Here is a 20955-nt window from a genome sequence, read left to right on the forward strand (position 1 = left end):
TTATTCCTCATCCATCAGCATGGGATCGTCATTCTGGTCGTTCCGGTTGGACTGGCCGCCGTGATTGCTATGTTCATGGCGGTTCTGCTGTATCCAGAGCATGCGATAGATCTCACAGCGCTCGAGCAGCACCTCATGAGGGGCCACATCGACAACCTTGCCCTTGTCCATGACGCAGATCTGATGGCAGTCAACCAGCGATGACAGGCGGTGAGAGACGATCACCATCGTGCGGCCCTTGCCGATACGCTGCAGATTGGCGTTGACCAGCGCTTCACTCTCCGGATCGAGGGCGGACGTCGCCTCGTCGAGAATCATGAGCTTCGGATCGCTGATCACAGCACGCGCAATGGCAAGACGCTGCCTCTGGCCACCGGAAATATTGGTCGAACCCTCTTCAATCGGCGTGTCGTAACCCGCAGGCATGCGATCGATGAACTCTTCCGCACCAGCAAGACGGGCAGCACGAATGACATCATCCATCGTATAGCCGGGGCGACCCGCAGTGATGTTGTCACGCACCGAGCCACGGAACAGGAAGTTGTCCTGAAGTACGACGCCGAACGAACGACGCAAATGGCTCAGATTGATTTCACGCAGCTCGACACCATCAAGACGCAGATAGCCAGTGTAGTTACGACTGACGCCCTGCAGCAGACGCGTGACGGTCGACTTGCCCGACCCTGAGCGCCCGACCAGCCCCAGCATCGTGCCTGCAGGAATTTCGAAATTGACGTCGTTGAGCGCCTTGATGGTCGATCCCGGATAGCTGAAATCGACCTGCGAGAAAGAAAGCGCCCCCTTGACAGGAGGGCGCAGACCCGAGGTGAGGGCCTTGGTTTCGGTCGGCTGGTTCAGCACAAGTCCGGCTTCGCCAAGCGACGTCAGGACCTCGTTGACATCTTCAAGGATCTTGGCGAGGCCGACGAGGGGCTGCGCCACACGACCGCCCAGCATCATGAACGCCATTAGTGCACCCGGCTGGATCGTGCTCGATCCAGAGAGAATGAGATAGGCGCCGACGAGAATGATACCGCGATTGATGAACAGATCGAGTGGCATCACCAATGTGCTGGGCCAGTTCTGCATACGCCCTGCTGCCAGCTTCCATCGAATGACGTCAGCCGTTGTCTCGTCCCATTTTTCACGACGCGTAGGCTCAAGAGCCATCGTCTTGACGGTACGAATACCTGCGACCGTTTCGTAAAGAATGGAACTGCGTTCCATCTCTGCAAAGACGAGCTTGTTGTAGACCCGCGTCATGGGCGGAAGAAAGATCACGATGATCAGGCCGATAAGACCGGCGCAGGCAACGGTCATCCAGGCCAGCGTGGCGCTCATGAAGAAGAGCAGCGGCAGAATGACCACGAGCGTGAACATGTCGAGAAATGTCGACATCAGCTTGCCGGTCAGGAAGTCACGAACCTTGTAGATGGCCATGTAGCGACCAAGAATACGCCCCGTCTGCTCGCGCTCATAGAATTCGAGCGGCAGCGCAAGAAGTCGATTGAAGGCGTGCAGCGAAATGCGTGTATCGACACGTGTGGTCATGACCAGCGTGAGTTCACGTCGCCCATAATTCAGAAGTGTTTCATAGAAACTCAGGACCACGACGATGGCCGTAATGGAGACGAGCGTCGACATCGAGTGGTAATTCACCACGCGGTCGATCACCTGCATCACGATCAGGGCCGGAAAGATCTGGAGAATCGACAGCACCATCGACGCGAACAGAATGTCGCGCAGCGACTGCTTTTCGCGCATCACGACCTTGACGAACCACATCATGTCGAACGGCGCATCGGCCTCTGAAAGATCGCGACGACGCTTCACCAGAAGGATATCGCCTGTCCAGACCTGTGACAGACGCAGTTCGTCGACAGCTACCGGGATGCTTCCCTCATCGCCGAGCGGATCGCGCAGCCACACGATGTTTTTCTCGGGATCAGCGCGCACCATCAGAGCGGCGGAACCATCGCGGAACATAAGAACAATCGGCGGCGTATTCTGCATACGCACGAGGAAGCGCCATTTGATGCGCATTCCCTTGGCAACGGCACCGTTATCATTCAGCCATCGCGCCAGAGCAGCCGGCGAAGGCGAATCTTCACCAGGCTCGGCTGCAAAATCCCGGATATCGAGATCCAGCCCGTGAAACTTTGCAGCCGCCATCGCGGCCCGCAGGCGGATATAAACGGGGTTCTGGGTTTCGCTGTTCGCAGCGAGGCCATCACGATGCTTCACGAAGCTTCCTCTTGTGTTCCACTTAGCCGCTCAGACTTCAGGCCGCCCGAATAGCGCGAAAACCCCTCCCCCTGTCGAGCAGGAATCTCCGTTTCTCATCTCAAGTCATCGAAATTGCCGAACTTCGCAACAAATCTCTTCATATTCCTTAACTGATATTGTGTAAATTCCTGACGAGGCTCGCTAAAAATACGTAATATCTAAAATATGTAACGTGCCTTGGCCAAAACATCACTTTCAAGCATTTGTCTGATCTGCCCCTGAAGGTTATCCGCACATAAAACCACGACGAACGAGAATAACGGGCACTTCCCCCGCACACGATCAAGAAACAACTGGTTCAGCGCCGACAGAACCGGGTTCTGCCCGGCACAGCAGGCGCAGGAGGGCGTATGCCCCATCCAGGAAGCCCGTGCTGGCGCGACATCACGACTGACAAGCCACTCTCCAGCGAAGCCACCGACAGGCACAAGGCGCAAAAGGGCGCCACGCCTTGGATCCTGAGACGAGGTCGCGCTGACCGCCTCTCCGGCTTCCTGAATCAACAGGGGTATACGCCCCGTTCCCGACATGGCTTTTCCTTCCTGACGCAGCGCAATGCACAGTATAGCAATCGACTGCTACTCTGGACATAATCGGACGCCTCTGAAAAAAGCAGGCTGCTGTGGCTTTTCCTGCCCCAGAACCCCGATCGTGCCTGATCCTGACGACGAGACCAATAGCCATCATGACACGCCCCCATCTGCTCGATGCCCTGCGCGACCATGTCCTGCTTTGTGACGGGGGCATGGGCTCGCGCATCCAGATGCTCGATCTGGAAGTGGAGCGCGATTACTGGGGGCAGGAGAACTGCACCGAGATTCTCACCCTGTCACGCCCGGAACTGATCCGCGAGATCCATCGCGGTTATTTCGAAGTCGGCGCCGACATGGTCGAGACGAACACCTTTGGTGGCTCGATCGTGACCCTTGCCGAATTCGGTCTGCAGGACAGGGCGCGCGAGATCAACCGACGTTCGGCAGAACTGGCGCGCGAAGCCGCCGAAACCTTCTGCGACGGGCGCCAGCGCTATGTGGTGGGCTCCATCGGGCCAGGCACCAAACTGCCCAGCCTTGCCAATATCGATTATGACACGCTCGAAGCGGGCATCATCGAACAATGCCGCGGGCTGATCGATGGAGGGGTCGATGCCTTCCTGATCGAGACCTGTCAGGACACGTTGCAGATCAAGGCTGCCGTCAATGCGGTCAAGGCTGCACGCCGCGAACTCGGCTCAGATGCGCCGATCTTTGTTCAGGTAACGGTCGAGACGACCGGTACATTGCTGGTCGGCCCGGATATCGCCGCAGCCGCTACCACCATTCATGCCCTCGACGTCCCCCTGATCGGCATGAACTGCGCCACCGGCCCGCAGGAAATGGCCGAGCATGTCAAATGGCTGTCGGAAAACTGGCCGGGCCTGATTTCGATCCAGCCCAATGCAGGCCTTCCCGAACTGGTCAATGGCACCACCCATTACCCGCTCTCGCCAGGTGAGATGGCAAGCTGGGTTGATCGCTTCATTACAGAAGACGGGCTAAACCTCGTTGGCGGCTGCTGTGGCACCTCGACCCCTCATATCCAGGCTCTGGATGATATGCTGCGCCGTCGGGGCGGCAGCACCAGCCATCGCCCTGCCCCGGTCAAGCGTCTGCACCACTGGGTGCCGTCCGTGGCGAGCCTCTACAGCCAGACGCCGCTGCGTCAGGAAAATTCCTATTTCTCGATTGGTGAGCGTTGCAACGCCAATGGTTCGAAGAAATGGCGTGAATTGCAGGAAGCCGGTGACTGGGATGGCTGCGTGGCTGTAGGCCGCGAGCAGGCCGCTGAAGGGTCGAACGCGCTCGATCTCTGCACCGCCTTTGTCGGTCGCAACGAAATCGCCGAGATGAACGAGGTCGTCACGCGCTTCACCTCCTCCGTAAATGCGCCGCTGGTGATCGACTCAACTGAAACACCGGTCATCGAGGCAGCTCTCAAGCTGCATGGCGGCAAACCCATCATCAACTCGATCAATTTCGAGGATGGCGAGGGACATGCAGAAGACCGCATGATCCTGGCGCGCAAATTCGGCGCTGCCGTCATTGCGCTCACGATCGATGAAGTCGGCATGGCCAAGACGCCGGAAGACAAGCTGCGCATTGCCGAGCGCCTGGTCGATTTCGCCTGCGCAAAGCACGGTCTGCCACAATCCGATCTGATGATCGATCCGCTGACCTTTACCATCGCCACGGGTGTGGAAGACGATCGCAAGCTGGGTGTGTGGACGCTGGAAGGCATCCGGATGATCCGCGAGCGCTTCCCCGATATCCAGATCATTCTCGGCCTGTCGAATATTTCTTTCGGCCTCAATCCGGCTGCGCGTGCCGTACTGAACTCGGTCTTTCTGGATCACGCCGTGAAAGCGGGCATGACGGGCGCCATCGTGCATGTCAGCAAGATCCGCCCGCTGCATCTGATCGCCGCCGAGGAAGTAAAGGTCGCGGAAGATCTGATCTTTGATCGCCGCACCGAGAATTACGATCCGCTGCAGAAGCTGCTCGAGCTTTTTGCCGGTCGCAAGGCAGCCGATGCCGTGCAGAAGCGTCGTGCCGAGACCCCGGCTGAACGCCTGAAAGACCGCATTGTCGATGGTGACCGCAAGGGCATCGAAGACGATCTGGCAGCCGCAATGGAAGAAATGCCACCGCTCGACATCATCAATACCGTGCTGCTGGATGGCATGAAGGTGGTGGGCGAATTGTTTGGCGCCGGCAAGATGCAGCTTCCCTTCGTTCTGCAATCGGCTGAGACCATGAAGACCGCCGTAGCCTGGCTCGAACCCTATATGGAGCGCGTCGAAGGTCAGGCGCGTGGCACCATGGTGCTCGCCACGGTCAAGGGCGACGTGCATGATATCGGCAAGAACCTTGTCGATATCATCCTGACCAATAACGGCTATCGCGTCATCAATCTGGGCATCAAGGTGCCTCTGGCTGACATGATTGCCGCCACGAAAGAGCATAATGCCCATGCCATCGGCATGTCGGGACTACTGGTCAAATCGACCGTGATCATGCGCGAAAACCTCGAGGAAATGGCCCGTCAGGGCATCGATGTTCCGGTGTTTCTCGGTGGCGCCGCCCTGACACGTAATTATGTCGAAGAGGAATGCGCCCGCTCTTATGGCAGCGACGCCCCCGGTCGTGTGGCCTATGCCCGCGATGCCTTCGACGGTCTCTCTCTGATGGACAAGGTCGTGAACAACCAGTTCGACGACTATCTGACCGCCATCCAGACAAGGCGCGCAGGCAAGAGCCAGAGAAAGACCGAACGCGCCCCTGAAATTGCGGAGACACGCGGCTTTACCCCCATCGACCCGGAGCAGGCCCGCGCCCGTCGCGCCCGTGTTGCAGGATCGGTCCCCGTATCGACCCCGCCTTTCTGGGGCGCTCGCGTCGTGGAATCAGCCCCGGCTGCGGTTCTGCCCTTTCTGAATGAACGCTCGCTCTACCAGTTCCAGTGGGGCTTCAGAAAACAGGGCCGCTCGCTCGACGAGTTCATGACCTATGCCAAGCAGGAGCTGCGCCCGGTTCTGAAGCGGATGCTCGCTTTGTGTGCCGAAGAGCAGATCCTCAAGCCTCAGGCCATTTACGGCTACTGGAAAGCCGCAGGTGATGGCAATGATCTCGTCCTGTTTGAAGAGGACGGCACGACCGAAGCCGCACGCTTCACCCTGCCGCGCCAGCCTCGCGAGGATGGCGAGTGCATCGCCGATTTCGTGCGTGATATCGGCGAGCAGGAGCGCGACGTGATCGGGTTGCAGGTCGTCACGGTAGGCCAGAAGGCCTCAGATCTTGCCCGTGACTGGTTTGAGGCCAATCGCTATCAGGATTACCTCTATCTGCACGGTCTCTCGGTCGAGATGGCCGAAGCCATGGCGGAATATACGCATAAGCGCATTCGCGCCGAGCTTGGCTTTGCTGCCGAAGACGACCGCGACATAGAAAAAATGCTCGCACAATCCTATCGAGGCTCGCGCTACTCCTTCGGCTATCCGGCCTGCCCGCGTCTGGAAGACCAGGAACCGATCCTGAAGCTGCTGGGGGCCGAGCGTATCGGCGTCTCCCTCTCGGACGGCTATCAGCTGCACCCGGAGCAATCGACATCCGCGCTCGTCATCCTCAACCCGAGGGCAAAATATTTCACGGTCTGACCGGATGGTGATGCCGGGTTCATCCCCGTCATCGGCAATACTGTTCCCCCACTGAATAACGGGCGCAATCAGACACATCACTGCCCTGATTGCGCCGCCCCTTGCGAGGGGAAAGAGCCAAAATAAAGGGATCGCGATGTCGGAGAGGTTTGCAGAACTCTATACCCCTGAAGTCAGGGCGCGTGCCGATCGCATCGCTGAGTTTCTGGCCCTGACCAGTGTGGATGACGCTCCAAACAGGATCGACCTCATCTGCCTTGCCGGTAATGGCGTTCTCGCCTGTGTCGATCATGCTGCCAGCCTTGCCCGCCATCATGGCTGCCTTCTGCTGATAACAGGAGGCGTCGGACATTCGACCCCGCCTCTGATGGCCGCTCTCGCTGCGAGGCTGGACTGCGCACCATCCGCCCTTGCGGGACTTTCAGAAGCCGAGCTGGTCTCGCGTCTCATCACGGCTGACGCCCTCGTCCCACGCGATCAGATCATTCTGGAAACCCGTTCGACCAATACAGGCGAAAATGCTGCCTTCACGCGCGACACGCTGGATGAGCTCGGTCTTACGCCCCACCATATCGAGCTGATCCAGGATCCGCTGCTTCAGCGACGTACCGAAGCGACGTTCCGCCATGTCTGGCAGGACAAGCAGACACGCTTCTTTTCCTCTCCCCCCTTTGTGCCACGGCTCGGTGAGGCACTGACAACAGCATCATGGACGGAAGAGCGCTATCTGTCCCTGTTGCTGGGTGAGATCCCCCGCCTGCATGATACGCCCGAGGGCTATGGTCCGAACGGCAAAGGCTTTATCGGCCATGTCGAGGTACCACAGGATATTCTGGTGCAGCATCAAGCTTTGGCGGAAATTTTCAGCGGCCAGTCTGGCCGCTGATCCGGATGGGGGGCACGCGATCAGGCGTCCCCCAAGCGGTTTTCAGTAGGCGTAAGCCAGACCTGCACGCAGGGTCAGGCCATTCTGTATGCCGCTGGATGTAGCGTTCCCAGTAACAAGACCATCAACAACATTCTGATAGCTATAGCGGTCTGAATCATGACCGTAAGAGGTATAGGCATAATCCCCTCCTGCGGTCAGATGCCAATGACGGGTTACACGATAATCCGCGCCAAGACTGCCTTCCCAACGTGGACGAGTAGCCGATGTGGTCGTGCGGAACGCCAGAGTATTGAGAATCTCGGCCCAGCCGAAACGACCACGAAGAACAAGTCGATCGGTCAGGGCATAATCGGCATTCAGGCCAAGGCCCACGAAAAACGCGTTCTGCCCCCCGAAAGACGAGTAACCGTAACTGTCATAACCTCCCTGCACGAAAGGTGTGACAAGTGCCTTGTCATTCAGGAACAGAAACCCTTTACCGATCTCGCCACGTGTATAGGTCGAACGCGCATCATCTCCTCCGCCCACCCGCCAGGAATCCTGACCGTAGGAGGAGGTGTAGCTATGGGCGTATTTATCGTTGCGCGTCCCAGATCCGAGACGAAAAAGTGCTGAGGCATACACATTTTTGACGCGCCCCAGATCAATCATGCCCGAGGCATCGAGCTGAAAGCCGGGAACCCAGCCGATACGCCGCGAGCGGGACTGCGAGCTGGAGTTGTATGGGCGATACCACTCGCTGCCAGTCGTTTGAGACTGTGAACCATAGCCGCCAACGAGATTGTCGAAAATGCCTGCCATCGAGAGACCAACCTCGCGATTGACCGCAACAACCGGAAGCGGATCAGCAAGCGCTGTCGAGACAGTCAGACAGGACGCAAGAGAGAGCATGAGGCCAGAGAGTTTGCGCATGAAAGTTCCAGAGAGAAACAAAATGTATCTCCCTGAAACTCAATGGCTGCGCCTCGTCAATATCCCGCAGGCAGCATCAGGTAAAAGTCATGATTCGTTATAAAAAGGATAATTCGTATATCCTTCTTCACCCCTGCTGTACCAGGTCTTGATATTGTCCTGCTCGATAGGAAGATTTTCCTCTAGTCGACGAGGAAGATCAGGGTTTGCAATGAATTTACGACCAAAGGCGATAGCGTCTGCCGTACCATTTGCTACGGTTTCAATCGCCTCTTCTCTGGTATAGTCCTGATTCAGGACCAGAGGGTTCCTGAATACCTTTCGGATCGCCCCATGCAGTTTTGGCTGATCTGTCTTGCCGAAAGTCCCATTCGGGCCGGGTTCGCGCAGTTCGAGGAAGCCGATTCCCAAATCATTAAGCGTCTTTGCCGCCGGGACAAAAACGGACTCAGGGGCGCTGTCGATGCATCCCTGCGTATCGCCGTTGGGTGAAAGGCGCACCGAAGTCCGGTCTGCTCCGATCGTCGCAATAACGCGCTCGGTGACTTCACGCAGGAAGCGAATGCGATTTTCGGGTGAACCACCATACTCATCGTCACGATGATTGGTGCCGTCACGCAGGAATTCGTCGATCAGATAGCCGTTGGCGGCGTGAATCTGCACGCCATCGAACCCGGCCTCAATCGCATTGCGCGAAGCGACTTCGTATTCGCCCAGAATACGCGTGATATCATCCTTCGTCAGCGCTCGCGCCTGCTCAGGATCCTGCTTGCCGTCATAGGTATGAAGCGGGGCTGGCGCCGAAGTAGGCGAACTCGAGACAGGCTGCTGACCTGTCACGCTGGAATGCACCATACGCCCCATATGCCAGAGCTGAACGACAATCTTGCCGCCCTTGTCATGCACCGCCTTGGTGATCGGCTTCCATGCCTCTACTTGCTCGGCGGACCAGATGCCTGGGGCGTAAGGCCAGCCAAGCCCCTCTCGGCTGATACCCGTCGCCTCGGAGATGATAAGTCCTGCTGTGGCACGCTGCGCATAATACTCGGCCATGATCGGCGTCGGCACGTGCTCGCGTGTACCGCGACCGCGCGTCAGCGGCGACATGAGTATGCGGTTCTTCGCGTCGATAGCGCCAAGCTGGATCGGATCGAACAGAGTTGTCATAATGCTGTGTCCTCATGAACCCGTGGGGGGTTTAATTCGACTTTGATCGAACAATATCAGGAATGGGGATGCGTCTGTCTCAAGACAACCCCTCCCCCGCTTTTTTTGGAACCGGACGACGCCGATGGCTGACTATGACCACCCCGCTTCGGAAAGCCTGACCCTGCTGGGAGTCCTGCGCGGTCTGGCCGACCCGATCCGTCTTGAAATCGTTCAGCACCTCGGTTCGGTTCCCGAAGCCAGTTGCGCTGCACTGCTTGGTGATCGCCCCCGATCGAGCATGTCGCATCATTTTCAGGTACTCAGGGAGAGCGGCCTGCTGCATACGCGCATCCAGGGCGTGCAGCATTTCAACTCGCTGCGTAAAGCAGATCTCGATCTGCGCTTTCCTGGCCTCATGGAGGCCATTCTGGCGGGATAAGCGCCTGCCAGCCCCATAATAAGAACAACAGGCGCCCAGGCGCGAAAGGCCCGAGTGAATGCCCCGTTTCCTGCTTTCCTGGCACGGCACGATCCTCTGTCACGAGGAGGCCCGTCTTTTCTGTGCCCCTCTGCCAGATGTCGCGAGCGGGCGCGCACGCCCCGTCCTTGCCAGCCAGTGCAACGAGATGGTCGAAGGGCCCTGTTCACTTACGGTCGATACCGATGTCGTGTCCGATCCTGCAGGCGTCGTCGCGCTTCGCGCGGGGCAGACCTATCTGACTGCCAACCCTGATAACAACATGCGCCTGAGCGATGCCTGCGACGACTGGGAGCATTATCTGCCTGTGCCTCTCGAGACGCTCGAGACGCTCGATGCCCTTACCTCCCGGCGCTGGCTGGACGATCAGACGCGCATCATCCGACCCCGCCTCGACTCTTTCAAAATATCAATCGGCGATGTGCCTTGTGACCCGCGCGGCTTCACCATGGAGCTCGATGGGGCAATACATCACCCGTCAATACCACACCCTCTGCGCCCCTGGCCGAATGCCATGGCCGGTCGAGCCCTCTCTGCCGTCCTCTCGGCTCTGGCAAAAGGAGACACAGGGCGAAAGGGAATCTGGGCGCAATGGCCAGAACTGGCACGACAGGTTACACTGACGCTCGCTGAGCCCGATCATCCAGCCCATCTCTATTATCTTGCCCGCCTCTGTACGTTGCTGGGCCTTCTCGATGAAGCCGATCTCTGCCTTCAGGCCCTGTCTGGTGCCATGAATGAGGCGGATCGCCTCTGGGCAAGCTCGATCGTGGCGGCAGCCGCAGACGACGATGAGAAAGCAGCTCAGCTTCTGGGTGAAGCCTTCACAAGGGCGGCCGGGACACGTCACGACACGGCTGCCATCGCCGATCATACCGCTCGAATCCTTGCAGGCAGCCTCACTCATCGGTCGTTACTGCACGGATCAGGAACGCTGTTTCAGGCAAGGTTCGACGGGGCTTTCGATCTGGCCCTCATGCCCGGCAAGCTCCCCCCCGATGCCGATTATCACCTTCGTGCGGATTATTATCATGCACTGGAAGAGGCCTGGTCCGCCTGCCCGCAAGCCGGGCGTGAGGGCTTTCTTGCCCAGGAAGCGCGCCTGAATGGTGTCTCACACGCGCTGCTGGTCATTCAGGGGCACAATCACTGGCTCAAAGGCGCGTGGGAAGCAGCAGATGCCTGCTACGATCAGGCCCGACTGCGTGCCATCGAAGACGGTTTCAGCTTCATCCACTTCAACTGCGGTGCCTATTCATGGCTGACCGATACAGAACGTCCCCCCGAGCCCGAGCCCCTCAGCGTCGATAACTGGCAGTGGCATCATGCCGCCAATTCGGCTGAGCCGCAGCTTTGCCTCGTCGCAGGATGCGACGCCGCGTATTTTCGCTTCGTGCCCAAGCTTCTGGCATCCCTGATCAATGCGCTGGAGAAGGCACCTACCCCTCCCCGCATTCATCTCGTGCTCGGCCTCTCAAGCCCTACCGGTAAACAACTGGATTTCCTGACCCAGTGCAGCACCTCGCTGGCGGCGTCGGGCAGTTCTCTGGCGCTGAGTTTTGCCCATGGGCGGCTGACCCATCCTGACGGTGCCAGTTACGCCAGCCTGCGTTATCTGCTCATGCCGGAGATTGTGAAGCGTCAATCATGCCCCGTTCTGACGCTCGACATAGACGCGATGATCCCGTCAGATTTTCCGGATCTCATTGCGACGCTGCAGTCGGATTTCGATTATGGCTTTCGTCTCTATGCTTTCGACAGGGCCGGCCAGCAGTATTTTGGCGAACCATGGGGCTTTGGTGCCGGCGTTTCCTATTTCGGCGAGACGGATCATCTGCCGGTGATTGCACAGGCGCTACACGACTACCTCGTGAAGGCCTATCGCTCGGCAAATCCCACCAACTGGTGCGTCGATCAATGCGCCCTGTCAGCGGTTTATCATCGCCACATCGCCCCGCGATGGAACAGCCTGCGCATTCGTTTCATGGATGACGATCCGGCCATCGTGATTATGCCGCATCATGTCGGCATGGACAAAAGAAGCTTTGGCGCCTGGGAAGGCATTGTCGACATGGACCCTGTTTTCACCAGGCTGGACATTAACCCGGACCATGCCCGCCTGCTGGGGCGCCCCGCCTGAGCATGCGAATGCCCGCCCTGAAAGCGATCAGGGGGTTAGGGTGAACTGTGCCGTGACCTGGTTGCTTTCCGGGTTCCAGATCACGATCCGGTCGCCCTGAGGCCCGTTTATCTGTACTGCAACAGACCCGTCCGGCCTGACGGCTTCAGCAACAATCCGGCCACCCCCGCCATAGATGAAGCGGGGGGCTTCTCCCGGGGCATGAGCGGCGGCCATAACCGAAGCAGAACCTTGTGCAGCCATCACCGGCTGGTGGTGCCCCGGTGCCATGGCGCGATGTACGATCACCCCGATCAGGCCTGCCGTACCCAAAACGATCAGCACGCCCATGATAATGACAGCCGCCATGAGTGTGCGAGAAACCTTGGGCGAAGGCGTATCCATGGCGACAGACGATCCTGTTTGCTAAAGGGGCGCATGACCGATGCCAGCGCCAACATGCCCACCCGATTCGATTTCATCGTGACGCCTGAACAGGCGGGGCAGCGCCTCGACCGTTTTCTGGCCGATGGCATCGGTTCCCTCTCCCGCTCGCGCGTCAAATCCCTGATCGAAGCCGGGCAGGTTTTCTGCGATGGGGCCATCATACGCGAGCCTTCGGAAACCACCAGAGCAGGGCGGCAATTCACCCTTATCGTGCCACCGGCTGCCCCTGCCCGCCCCCAGGCCGAAGACCACGCCCTGCCCATCATTTTTGAAGATCGCGATCTGATCGTACTCGACAAGCCGGCAGGGCTGGTCGTGCATCCGGCGCCCGGCAACGAGACCGGCACGCTGGTCAATGCGCTGCTCGGCCATTGCGGCGATGATCTTGAAGGTATCGGCGGCGAAAAGCGCCCGGGAATCGTGCATCGCCTCGACAAGGATACCTCAGGGCTGATGGTCGTCGCCAAGACGCCGATGGCCCATAACGCACTGTCGGAAGCCTTCGCCGCGCGCGATATCGACCGCTCCTATCTTGCCCTCGCCTGGGGGCTTCTGCCGTCGGAAATCAGCTATGATGGCGCCATCGGACGTGACAAGCGTGATCGCAAACGCATGACCGTAGTGACCCAGGGCGGCAAACATGCCCTGACGCATGTGCGCTGCCTTGAGGCCCTCGACGCGGCTGTTAGCCTGGTGAGCTGCAAGCTTGCGACCGGGCGAACGCATCAGATCAGGGTTCATCTTTCCCAGGCCGGCCATCCGCTTCTGGGCGATCCGGTCTATCTGCGACGCATTCCCGCAGCCTCGCGGGGGCTGGGTGAAACCGCACGCCGCGCAGCGCTCGATTTTCCCCGTCAGGCGCTCCACGCGGCACGGCTTGGCTTTACCCATCCACGCACGAAGGAAACGCTGCTTTTTACCTCCGAACCCCCTGAGGATTTTCAGGGTCTGCTGCGAACCCTGCGTGGGGGTTAATTAGGAGTAATGTGGTACGTTTTCTTGACAGCAAAAACGGGGTATGATCTGCTCATAGTCAATCCGACGAAGTGACGCGCCGCCGGAATGGACGTACCGCCTGGCATCGCTCATGCTGAGGGTGCTGCGCGGGGACGAAAATCCTTCCCTAACCAAGCGTCACCCGGTGACGGGAACTCTGACGGGCACGCCCCGTAGATAGTGTTCCACTTTGCACCGGGCGAAAGGAGTTGCAGCCCAATGGCCTCTTCCGCCGTTTTGTCCCTTGGTCCTGAGAGCAATCTGACACGCTATCTTCAGGAAATCCGTAAATTCCCTATCCTGACCCAGCAGGAAGAGGGCGAACTCGCACGTCGCTGGCGCGACCATGAGGAAGATGCCGCAGCCCACAAGCTCGTCACTTCTCATCTTCGTCTCGTCGCCAAGATCGCCATGGGCTATCGTGGCTATGGCCTGCCGCTGAACGAACTGATCAGTGAAGGCAATATCGGCATGATGCAGGCAGTCAAACGCTTCGATCCTGACCGTGGCTTCCGTCTCGCTACTTATGCGATGTGGTGGATCCGCGCGGCGATGCAAGAGTATATCCTGCATAGCTGGTCGCTTGTGAAAATGGGCACCACAGCATCCCAGAAGAAACTGTTCTTCAATCTGCGTCGCCTCAAGGGGCAGATGCAGGCCATTGATGACGGTGACCTCAAGCCGGAACAGGTCGACAAGATCGCCACGACGCTTGGTGTACCCGAGCAGGATGTGGTGTCGATGAACCAGCGTCTCTCTGCGCCCGATCACAGCCTGAACGCCCCTCTTCGCAGCGATAGCGAGGGTGAGTGGCAGGACTGGCTGGTCGATGATCAGGAGAGCCAGGAAACCACTCTGGGTGAAGCCGAGGAAATGAGCGGCCGTCAGGCGCTCCTGACCGAAGCCATGAAATCCCTTAATGAGCGTGAGCGTCATATCCTGACCGAGCGCCGTCTGAAGGATGACCCTTCAACGCTCGAAGAGCTCTCCCACGAATATGGCGTCTCGCGTGAGCGTATCCGCCAGATCGAGGCACGCGCCTTCGAGAAACTGCAAAAGGCCATGGCAGCTGAAGTCGAGCTGCGTCGCCGTCAGGACGAAGGCATTTCGCTTCGCGATCCTGTGACCAATTGAGATGAGGACGGGGCATCACCGACAAAGCTGGTGGCCCGCCTCTCGCCTTGAGCTGAGTTACCTTGGCCGAGATCCGGCCGCGTGACTTGGAGGGCTCTGCTCTGGGCTGAAATGCTGGCCCTTTTTGCTGGCGGTCCCCTCGTCGTTCTGGCTCTCAGACGACCGGGCATTCTGCTCGCAGCCCTGTGGCTTGGCGCCCTTCTGGCCTTGTTCGTAACGCGCCATCAATTGCCTCACCCTCACCAGCCAGGGCGGGAAGTAAAGGCGATCCTTCTGCGCTTTGGCCTGCTTGGGTCAGTCCTGACATTCTGTGCGTGGTGGTTCTGGCCGACCCATTTTCTCGACCTACCGCGCCACAGACCCGGATTCTGGCTGCTGATCCTGCTGCTCTACCCGTTGCTCTCGGTCTGGCCACAAGAGATGCTATATCGCGCCTTTCTGTTTACCCGTTACGCCCCCGTGCTGCGCACGGCCCCGGCGCGCATTGCCGCCAGCGCCGCCGCTTTCGGCTTTGCCCATGTCATTTTTCTGAACTGGATTGCCATCGTCCTGACGGTGGCTGGCGGGGCGCTTTTCGCGATGGACTACGAGCGCCATCGCTCCCTGCGCCTCTCCTGTCTTGAGCATAGTCTTTATGGATGCCTGATCTTCACCATCGGCGTGGGGCGGTTTTTCTATACCGGCGCTGCCTGGCACCATGGCTGATGGCGTTCACCCCGGCTTAAGCCCTGCCTCCTGACGCACACGTTCCTGCAGCACCACGAAATCGCGCTCTGCATCCCCCGCACTGATGGCCCCGATCAGACGGTCACGCATGATCGAAGCGATAGGCAGCGGGACGCCCTGCTCGCCCCCGGCTTCGAGGAACATTTTCACATCCTTGAGGCCCAGCGTGACAGGAGCACCCGGATGATCGTAGCTTCGATCAATCATCAGCCTGCCGTAGTTCCGGTGCACCGGGGCTGTGTAGAAGCTGTTGGTCATGATCTCGAACACCAGACCAGGGTCGGTGCCCAGCTTCTCGTTGACTGTGAACACCTCAGCCATCTGCTCGATCGTGGAATAGATCATGAAATTCAGCGATAACTTGACCAGATTGGCCTGGACCGGATCGGAACCTGCATTGAATGTTCTTTGCCCAAGGCAGGCAAAGAGCGTGCTGGCCCTTTCGATCTGATCGGTAGCGCCAGAAGCAATGATGAAAAGAGAGCCGTCTGCGGCCGCTGGTGGCCGACCGAGAACATTTGCGCTGATATAGGCCTGCCCGCGCTCTAAGTGGCCGTCACGCAGGCGCCTTGCCTGCGCCAGGGAAAGCGTGCTGCAGCAGATATGCAGACCGTTTTCGCGCAGGCCCTCGGCAATGCCCTGATCGCCGAATGTCGCGCTCTCTGTCGTGGCATCGTCAAACAGCATGGAGAAAACGATCTCCGAGCGGCGCGCCACTTCGGCAGGATTCTCTGCCCGAAAGGCTCCTTTGGCAACGAGCGCATCTGCCTTGCTGGATGTCCGATTCCAGACGCTCAGACTATGCCCCTCGTTCAGAAGGCGGGTGGCCATGGCCTGACCCATGGCGCCCAATCCGATAAACCCGATTTCCATGGCGTGTCTCCTTGCTGCGCCGACGCTTCAGATGCGTAAGATCATGCGCCAAGGAAGGTTTTATCGGACTGCGCTCTGGCATTCTTGCGCCTCTGCGCCATAGATCGACTCATGTGCGCCAATCTCTTCATCACCCCACCTGACGCGGCTCGCGACGATTCCAGGTTCTGGCTGCATGGTGGCAGCCTCACGCAGGACACGCGGCGGATCGCACCACGCCATCACCATGCGCGCGGGCAGATTCTGGGCCTTGCAAGCGGCGTGATGGTGTTTCGGACAAACCGAGCCTGCTGGTCGGTCGGCCCGGGGCAGGTGCTATGGCTGCCTCCGGATCTGCCTCATGAAGCCCGCTCACATGGCGCGATGGCCGGATGGACGCTCTATCTCCATCCCTGCCGCTGCACCAACCTGCCCGACACGCCTTTTCTTGCCGAAGGCACGCCTCTTCTCAATGCCCAGGCAGAGCGCCTTGCGCAGACCACTCAAGAGGGAACGACCAGCCTCGTCACAACACGTCTGGCCGAGAGCTTCTGGGATGAGTGGATCGCCCTGCCTCGACGCCTTTCCGGGTTGCCGATCCCCTCTGACCCACGACTGCGACGTGTGACCGACCATCTGGAAATGGCACCCGGTGACAGACGCTCCCAATCCGAATGGGCGGCGCTTGCCGGCATGTCGCTGCGCTCTTTCGTCCGGCATTTCAGAGCGGATACCGGGGCTGGCTTTGCCGTCTGGCTGCAGAAAAGACGCATGATCGACGCCCAGCAGAGACTGGCGCGTGGCGAGCGCGTGACCGATGTGGCGCTTGCAGTCGGGTATGAAAGCATCGGTGCCTTTTCGGCCAGCTTCAGACGCAGCACCGGCTGCCGACCCAGCCGGTTTGCGGTAGCGCAGGCTGTTCCCCCTGACGACAAGCGAACATCCGGGTGAGGCCATGCCGCGACGCCCCGCCTGTCGCGGCATGATCCAGTCAGGTAGCCCCAGCCAAACCATCCACCGCCATGGCGCTCTTCAGAAGAGCGCAACAGCGTTCCATTGAAAAGATTTCCCTATCACACAAATCAGAACGATCTGTTTTGCTTTAATAAAGCGCCATGACAGGGTGACCTTGCTCTCACTGAGATCAAGATTTTTCGGAGACAGGTTCATGGCAAGAATAGACTCATCCATTCGTCCCTTTTCAACCGACGCCTATTGCCGCGGTAATTTCCTGACCGTTTCAGATCAGGACCTCAAAGGAAAATGGTCCGTTGTTTTCTTCTACCCGGCTGATTTTACCTTCGTCTGCCCGACGGAACTTGAAGATCTGGCTGACAACTACGCCGAATTCCAGAAGCTGGGAGTGGAAATCTATTCGGTATCGACCAACAAGCATTTCACTCACAAGGCATGGCACGACACTTCGCCAGCCATCGGCAAGATCGACTATGTCATGCTCGCCGACCCGACAGGCACCATTGCGCGCAATTTCGACGTAATGATCGAAGAGGCTGGCGTTGCAGACCGGGCAAGCTTCCTGATCAACCCCGAGGGGCGCATCCAGTATATCGAGATCACCTCGGGCGGGGTGGGACGCAGCGCGACCGCACTGCTCGACAAGATCCGGGCCGCACAATATGTCGCCGCCCATCCTGGCGAAGTCTGCCCGGCGAAGTGGAAAGAAGGCGATCAGTCACTGGCGCCCTCGCTCGATCTCATCGGCAAGATCTGATCCGCTTTTACGACACCACGCCCTCTTTCACTTTCCGGCGCCACAGAGATTGCGGCGCGGCGTGCCTCGCGCACGCCCCGCAATCCGGGGCTTCACCCGTCGCCTCTTTTCAGGACAGAATTCCATGCTCGACACGACGATCAAGGACCAGCTGCGCAGCTATCTGACCAATCTGCGCCACGATATCACGCTTGAAGCCTCGCTCGATGACAGCGCCAAGTCACAGGAAATGCACGCGCTCGTCGAGGATATCGCAGCCCTTTCCGACCGCATCACCGTCAGGCTGGTTCCGGATGCACCGCGCGCACCCGCTTTTCGCATCCGTCGGACAGACGGCGAAGAGGCGGTAAGTTTCGCGGCTATTCCGATGGGCCATGAATTCACGTCACTCGTTCTCGCCCTGCTGCAGATCGGTGGCCATCCGCCAAAGATCGAGGCGGAAACAGCCGATCAGATCCGCAGCCTGAAAGGCCCGCTGCGCTTTGAGACCTACATGTCGCTGTCGTGCCAGAACTGCCCGGATGTCGTGCAGGCACTCAACGCCATGGCCGCGCTCAACCCGGCTATCGACCATACGGCGATTGACGGCGCGCTGTTCCAGAAGGAAGTCACCGAGCGCAATATCATGACCGTGCCGCAGATCTATCTGAATGGCGAGCCTTTTGCTTCTGGTCGTATGGATGTCGAGGCCATCATCTCGAAGCTCGACACAGGCTCGGCCTCGCGTAAGGCCGAACAGCTCTCAGAGAAAGCGCCTTTCGAGGTGCTGATCGTGGGCGCCGGTCCGGCCGGTGCAGCGGCGGCTGTCTATGATGCCCGCAAAGGTATCCGCACAGGCATCGTCGGTGAGCGCTTCGGCGGTCAGGTGCTAGATACAATGGCCATCGAGAACTACATCTCGGTGCCGGAAACCGAAGGGCCGAAGCTGGCTGCGGCACTGGAAAAACATGTGCGCAGCTATGAGGTGGACATCACGACGGGCCAGCGCGCCTCAGCCCTCATTCCTGCGGCTGAGCCGGGCGGCCTGCATGAAATCCGGTTCGAAAGCGGGGCCGTGATGCGCAGCCGCTCGATCATTCTGGCACCGGGTGCTCGCTGGCGCGCCATGAACGTGCCGGGTGAAGAAGCGTATCGCAACAAGGGGGTCGCCTATTGCCCGCATTGTGACGGCCCGCTTTTCAAGGGCAAGCGTGTGGCCGTGATCGGTGGTGGCAATAGTGGCGTCGAAGCGGCGATCGACCTTGCCGGCCTGGCCTCGGAAGTGACTCTGCTCGAATTTGCCGATGTGCTGCGTGCCGACTCAGTGCTGCAGGACAAGCTGTTCAGCCTGCCCAATGTCCGCGTCATCATGAATGCCCAGACCACCGAGGTCGAAGGCGATGGCACGCGCGTCACAGCTTTGGCCTATCGTGACCGCCCCACGGGCACGCCGCACAAGATCGCGCTGGAAGGGATTTTCGTCCAGATCGGTCTGGTGCCGAACACCGAATGGCTGCAGGACAGCGTGGTGCTGAGCGATCGCGGCGAGATCGTTGTCGATACGCATAACGCCACCTCCGTTCCCGGCATTTTTGCCGCCGGAGATGCCACGACGACGCCGTTCAAGCAGATCATCGTCGCCACTGGCGAAGGGGCAAAAGCCGGCCTGTCAGCCTTTGACTATCTGATCCGACTGCCTTCGGCAGCACCAATCGCCGCTGCCGCGGAATAGACATAAAAAAAGCGGGCCTTTCGGCCCGCTTTTTTCGTCTCAATCCTCGAAAGGATCGCGCATCAGAATAGTGTCGTCGCGCTCGGGGCTGGTCGAGAGCAGCGTGACCGGCGCCTCGATCAGTTCCTCGATACGGCGAATATATTTGATCGCAGCAGCAGGCAGATCGGCCCAGCTACGCGCACCGAAAGTCGTTTCCTGCCAGCCGGGCATGGATTCGAAAACCGGCTTCAGACGGGCCTGGGCAGCGGGGCTGGAAGGGAAGGACGTGATCGTCTGGCCGTCGAGTTCATAACCGACACAGATCTTCACTTCCTCGAACCCGTCGAGCACATCGAGCTTGGTCAGCGCGATGCCGTTCACACCACCCACACGGGCAGCGCGACGAACGAGCACGGCATCAAACCAGCCGCAGCGACGCGGACGGCCCGTTACGGTACCGAATTCACGCCCGCGTTCGCCCAGCTTCTGGCCGACATCGTCGAAAAGCTCGGAGGGGAACGGTCCCTCACCCACGCGGGTCGTATAGGCCTTGGCAATACCCAGAACGAAACCAACCGTTCCCGGACCGACGCCGCTGCCACTGGCCGCAACGGCGGCAACGGTGTTCGAACTGGTCACAAAGGGATAGGTGCCATGATCGACATCGAGCATGACGGCCTGCGCGCCCTCGAACAGGATGCGACGGCCAGCACGACGCGCCTCATCCAGCCGCTCCCATACCGAGCAGGCGAAAGGCAGCACACGCGGCGCAAGCTTTGCCAAATGATCGAGAATTTCCTGCTTGGTGAAGGTCGCAGCACCCAGACCCGCGAGAAGCGTGTTGTGATGCAGAAGCAGTTCATCGAGCTTCCAGTCGAGCGTTTCAGGCTCGGCCAGATCGCACAGCCGGATGGCACGACGGGCTACCTTGTCCTCATAGGCCGGGCCGATGCCACGGCCGGTCGTGCCGATCTTTCGATCGCCACGCGCAGCCTCGCGGGCGCGATCTGTCGCAACATGCAGCGGCAGGATGAGCGGCACGTTATCGGCCACCCAGAGCGTTTCGGGATTCACGACGAGCCCCTGGGCCGACACGCGGTCGATTTCGGACAGCAGCGCTTCGGGATCAACCACCACGCCATTGCCGATGACGCCGGTCTTGCCGCGTACGAGGCCGGAAGGCAGCAGGGAGAGCTTGTAGACCTGATCGCCCACCACGAGTGTATGACCGGCGTTGTGACCGCCCTGGAAGCGGACGACGATATCCGCACGGCTGGCCAGCCAGTCCACGATCTTTCCCTTGCCTTCGTCACCCCACTGGGTGCCGATGACGGTGACGTTGGACATGCT

17 protein-coding genes are annotated in these 20955 nt (G+C 59.3%); 11 read left to right on the forward strand and 6 right to left on the reverse strand.

Annotated features, from left to right (window positions below):
• Positions 1 to 2172: a peptidase domain-containing ABC transporter gene (locus tag IEV53_RS07520; RefSeq protein WP_188426291.1), complete on the reverse strand. Its 2172-nt coding sequence runs from the start codon at positions 2170 to 2172 to the stop codon at positions 1 to 3.
• Positions 2173 to 2636: 464 nt separating this feature from the next.
• Here IEV53_RS07520 and IEV53_RS07525 point away from each other — a divergent pair, with 464 nt between their 5' ends.
• The 3 genes from IEV53_RS07525 (at position 2637) to IEV53_RS07535 (ending at position 7364) form a co-directional block, all read left to right on the forward strand.
• A complete protein-coding gene (locus IEV53_RS07525; protein WP_188426155.1) occupies positions 2637 to 2879 on the forward strand; it encodes a hypothetical protein in 243 nt (80 codons plus the stop codon).
• An 89-nt stretch (positions 2880 to 2968) separates the two neighbouring features.
• Positions 2969 to 6478 (forward strand): methionine synthase, encoded by a 3510-nt coding sequence (metH, locus tag IEV53_RS07530; RefSeq protein ID WP_188426292.1) that lies wholly within the window; start codon positions 2969 to 2971, stop codon positions 6476 to 6478.
• Positions 6479 to 6614: 136 nt separating this feature from the next.
• Complete coding sequence (locus IEV53_RS07535) at positions 6615 to 7364, forward strand: YdcF family protein (RefSeq protein WP_188426156.1); 750 nt, start codon at positions 6615 to 6617, stop codon at positions 7362 to 7364.
• Positions 7365 to 7406: 42 nt separating this feature from the next.
• On the opposite strand, the gene IEV53_RS07540 is transcribed toward IEV53_RS07535, so the two are convergent.
• The gene (locus IEV53_RS07540) at positions 7407 to 8279 is read right to left on the reverse strand and encodes a hypothetical protein (protein ID WP_188426157.1); all 873 of its coding nucleotides are present in this window, start codon (positions 8277 to 8279) and stop codon (positions 7407 to 7409) included.
• A gap of 87 nt (positions 8280 to 8366) precedes the next feature.
• Positions 8367 to 9446 carry an alkene reductase gene (locus IEV53_RS07545; protein WP_188426158.1) on the reverse strand — a complete coding sequence of 360 codons (1080 nt, stop codon included), beginning with the start codon at positions 9444 to 9446 and terminating at the stop codon, positions 8367 to 8369.
• Between the two features lie 124 nt (positions 9447 to 9570).
• Here IEV53_RS07545 and IEV53_RS07550 point away from each other — a divergent pair, with 124 nt between their 5' ends.
• Positions 9571 to 9867, forward strand: coding sequence for an ArsR/SmtB family transcription factor (locus IEV53_RS07550; protein ID WP_188426159.1), 297 nt, complete (start codon positions 9571 to 9573; stop codon positions 9865 to 9867).
• Between the two features lie 58 nt (positions 9868 to 9925).
• Positions 9926 to 12046 carry a hypothetical protein gene (locus IEV53_RS07555; protein ID WP_188426160.1) on the forward strand — a complete coding sequence of 707 codons (2121 nt, stop codon included), beginning with the start codon at positions 9926 to 9928 and terminating at the stop codon, positions 12044 to 12046.
• 27 nt (positions 12047 to 12073) lie between these two features.
• Here the strand turns inward: IEV53_RS07555 and IEV53_RS07560 are convergent, their stop codons facing one another.
• Positions 12074 to 12430: a hypothetical protein gene (locus IEV53_RS07560; protein ID WP_188426161.1), complete on the reverse strand. Its 357-nt coding sequence runs from the start codon at positions 12428 to 12430 to the stop codon at positions 12074 to 12076.
• Between the two features lie 33 nt (positions 12431 to 12463).
• Between IEV53_RS07560 and IEV53_RS07565 the strand changes: the two genes are divergently transcribed.
• From IEV53_RS07565 to IEV53_RS07575, 3 genes are all read left to right on the forward strand, one after another.
• Entirely contained in the window at positions 12464 to 13447 is a 984-nt protein-coding gene (locus IEV53_RS07565) for an RluA family pseudouridine synthase (RefSeq protein ID WP_188426162.1), read from the forward strand.
• 240 nt (positions 13448 to 13687) lie between these two features.
• Positions 13688 to 14602 carry an RNA polymerase sigma factor RpoH gene (gene rpoH / locus IEV53_RS07570; protein WP_188426163.1) on the forward strand — a complete coding sequence of 305 codons (915 nt, stop codon included), beginning with the start codon at positions 13688 to 13690 and terminating at the stop codon, positions 14600 to 14602.
• Between the two features lie 81 nt (positions 14603 to 14683).
• Entirely contained in the window at positions 14684 to 15307 is a 624-nt protein-coding gene (locus tag IEV53_RS07575) for a CPBP family glutamic-type intramembrane protease (RefSeq protein WP_229719749.1), read from the forward strand.
• Between the two features lie 6 nt (positions 15308 to 15313).
• Here the strand turns inward: IEV53_RS07575 and IEV53_RS07580 are convergent, their stop codons facing one another.
• Positions 15314 to 16201 carry an NAD(P)-dependent oxidoreductase gene (locus IEV53_RS07580; RefSeq protein WP_188426164.1) on the reverse strand — a complete coding sequence of 296 codons (888 nt, stop codon included), beginning with the start codon at positions 16199 to 16201 and terminating at the stop codon, positions 15314 to 15316.
• A gap of 111 nt (positions 16202 to 16312) precedes the next feature.
• Between IEV53_RS07580 and IEV53_RS07585 the strand changes: the two genes are divergently transcribed.
• From IEV53_RS07585 to ahpF, 3 genes are all read left to right on the forward strand, one after another.
• A complete protein-coding gene (locus IEV53_RS07585; RefSeq protein WP_188426165.1) occupies positions 16313 to 17131 on the forward strand; it encodes an AraC family transcriptional regulator in 819 nt (272 codons plus the stop codon).
• Positions 17132 to 17348: 217 nt separating this feature from the next.
• Entirely contained in the window at positions 17349 to 17912 is a 564-nt protein-coding gene (gene ahpC / locus IEV53_RS07590; protein WP_188426166.1) for an alkyl hydroperoxide reductase subunit C, read from the forward strand.
• A gap of 124 nt (positions 17913 to 18036) precedes the next feature.
• Positions 18037 to 19623: an alkyl hydroperoxide reductase subunit F gene (ahpF, locus tag IEV53_RS07595; RefSeq protein WP_188426167.1), complete on the forward strand. Its 1587-nt coding sequence runs from the start codon at positions 18037 to 18039 to the stop codon at positions 19621 to 19623.
• Between the two features lie 39 nt (positions 19624 to 19662).
• On the opposite strand, the gene IEV53_RS07600 is transcribed toward ahpF, so the two are convergent.
• Positions 19663 to 20952, reverse strand: coding sequence for an adenylosuccinate synthase (locus IEV53_RS07600; protein WP_188426168.1), 1290 nt, complete (start codon positions 20950 to 20952; stop codon positions 19663 to 19665).
• Positions 20953 to 20955 lie beyond the last annotated feature (3 nt).

Origin of the sequence: Asaia siamensis (assembly GCF_014635085.1) — a bacterium.
In the GTDB taxonomy this organism is placed as follows: domain Bacteria; phylum Pseudomonadota; class Alphaproteobacteria; order Acetobacterales; family Acetobacteraceae; genus Asaia; species Asaia siamensis.

Coding starts and splice junctions, on each gene's coding strand:
- IEV53_RS07520 (WP_188426291.1), bottom strand. CDS start 2,172: ATGGCGGCTGCAAAGTTTCACGGGCTGGATCTCGATATCCGGGATTTT.
- IEV53_RS07545 (WP_188426158.1), bottom strand. CDS start 9,446: ATGACAACTCTGTTCGATCCGATCCAGCTTGGCGCTATCGACGCGAAG.
- IEV53_RS07535 (WP_188426156.1), top strand. CDS start 6,615: ATGTCGGAGAGGTTTGCAGAACTCTATACCCCTGAAGTCAGGGCGCGT.
- IEV53_RS07525 (WP_188426155.1), top strand. CDS start 2,637: ATGCCCCATCCAGGAAGCCCGTGCTGGCGCGACATCACGACTGACAAG.
- IEV53_RS07585 (WP_188426165.1), top strand. CDS start 16,313: ATGTGCGCCAATCTCTTCATCACCCCACCTGACGCGGCTCGCGACGAT.
- IEV53_RS07600 (WP_188426168.1), bottom strand. CDS start 20,952: ATGTCCAACGTCACCGTCATCGGCACCCAGTGGGGTGACGAAGGCAAG.
- IEV53_RS07550 (WP_188426159.1), top strand. CDS start 9,571: ATGGCTGACTATGACCACCCCGCTTCGGAAAGCCTGACCCTGCTGGGA.
- IEV53_RS07540 (WP_188426157.1), bottom strand. CDS start 8,279: ATGCGCAAACTCTCTGGCCTCATGCTCTCTCTTGCGTCCTGTCTGACT.
- IEV53_RS07580 (WP_188426164.1), bottom strand. CDS start 16,201: ATGGAAATCGGGTTTATCGGATTGGGCGCCATGGGTCAGGCCATGGCC.
- IEV53_RS07560 (WP_188426161.1), bottom strand. CDS start 12,430: ATGGATACGCCTTCGCCCAAGGTTTCTCGCACACTCATGGCGGCTGTC.
- rpoH (WP_188426163.1), top strand. CDS start 13,688: ATGGCCTCTTCCGCCGTTTTGTCCCTTGGTCCTGAGAGCAATCTGACA.
- ahpC (WP_188426166.1), top strand. CDS start 17,349: ATGGCAAGAATAGACTCATCCATTCGTCCCTTTTCAACCGACGCCTAT.
- ahpF (WP_188426167.1), top strand. CDS start 18,037: ATGCTCGACACGACGATCAAGGACCAGCTGCGCAGCTATCTGACCAAT.
- IEV53_RS07565 (WP_188426162.1), top strand. CDS start 12,464: ATGACCGATGCCAGCGCCAACATGCCCACCCGATTCGATTTCATCGTG.
- IEV53_RS07555 (WP_188426160.1), top strand. CDS start 9,926: ATGCCCCGTTTCCTGCTTTCCTGGCACGGCACGATCCTCTGTCACGAG.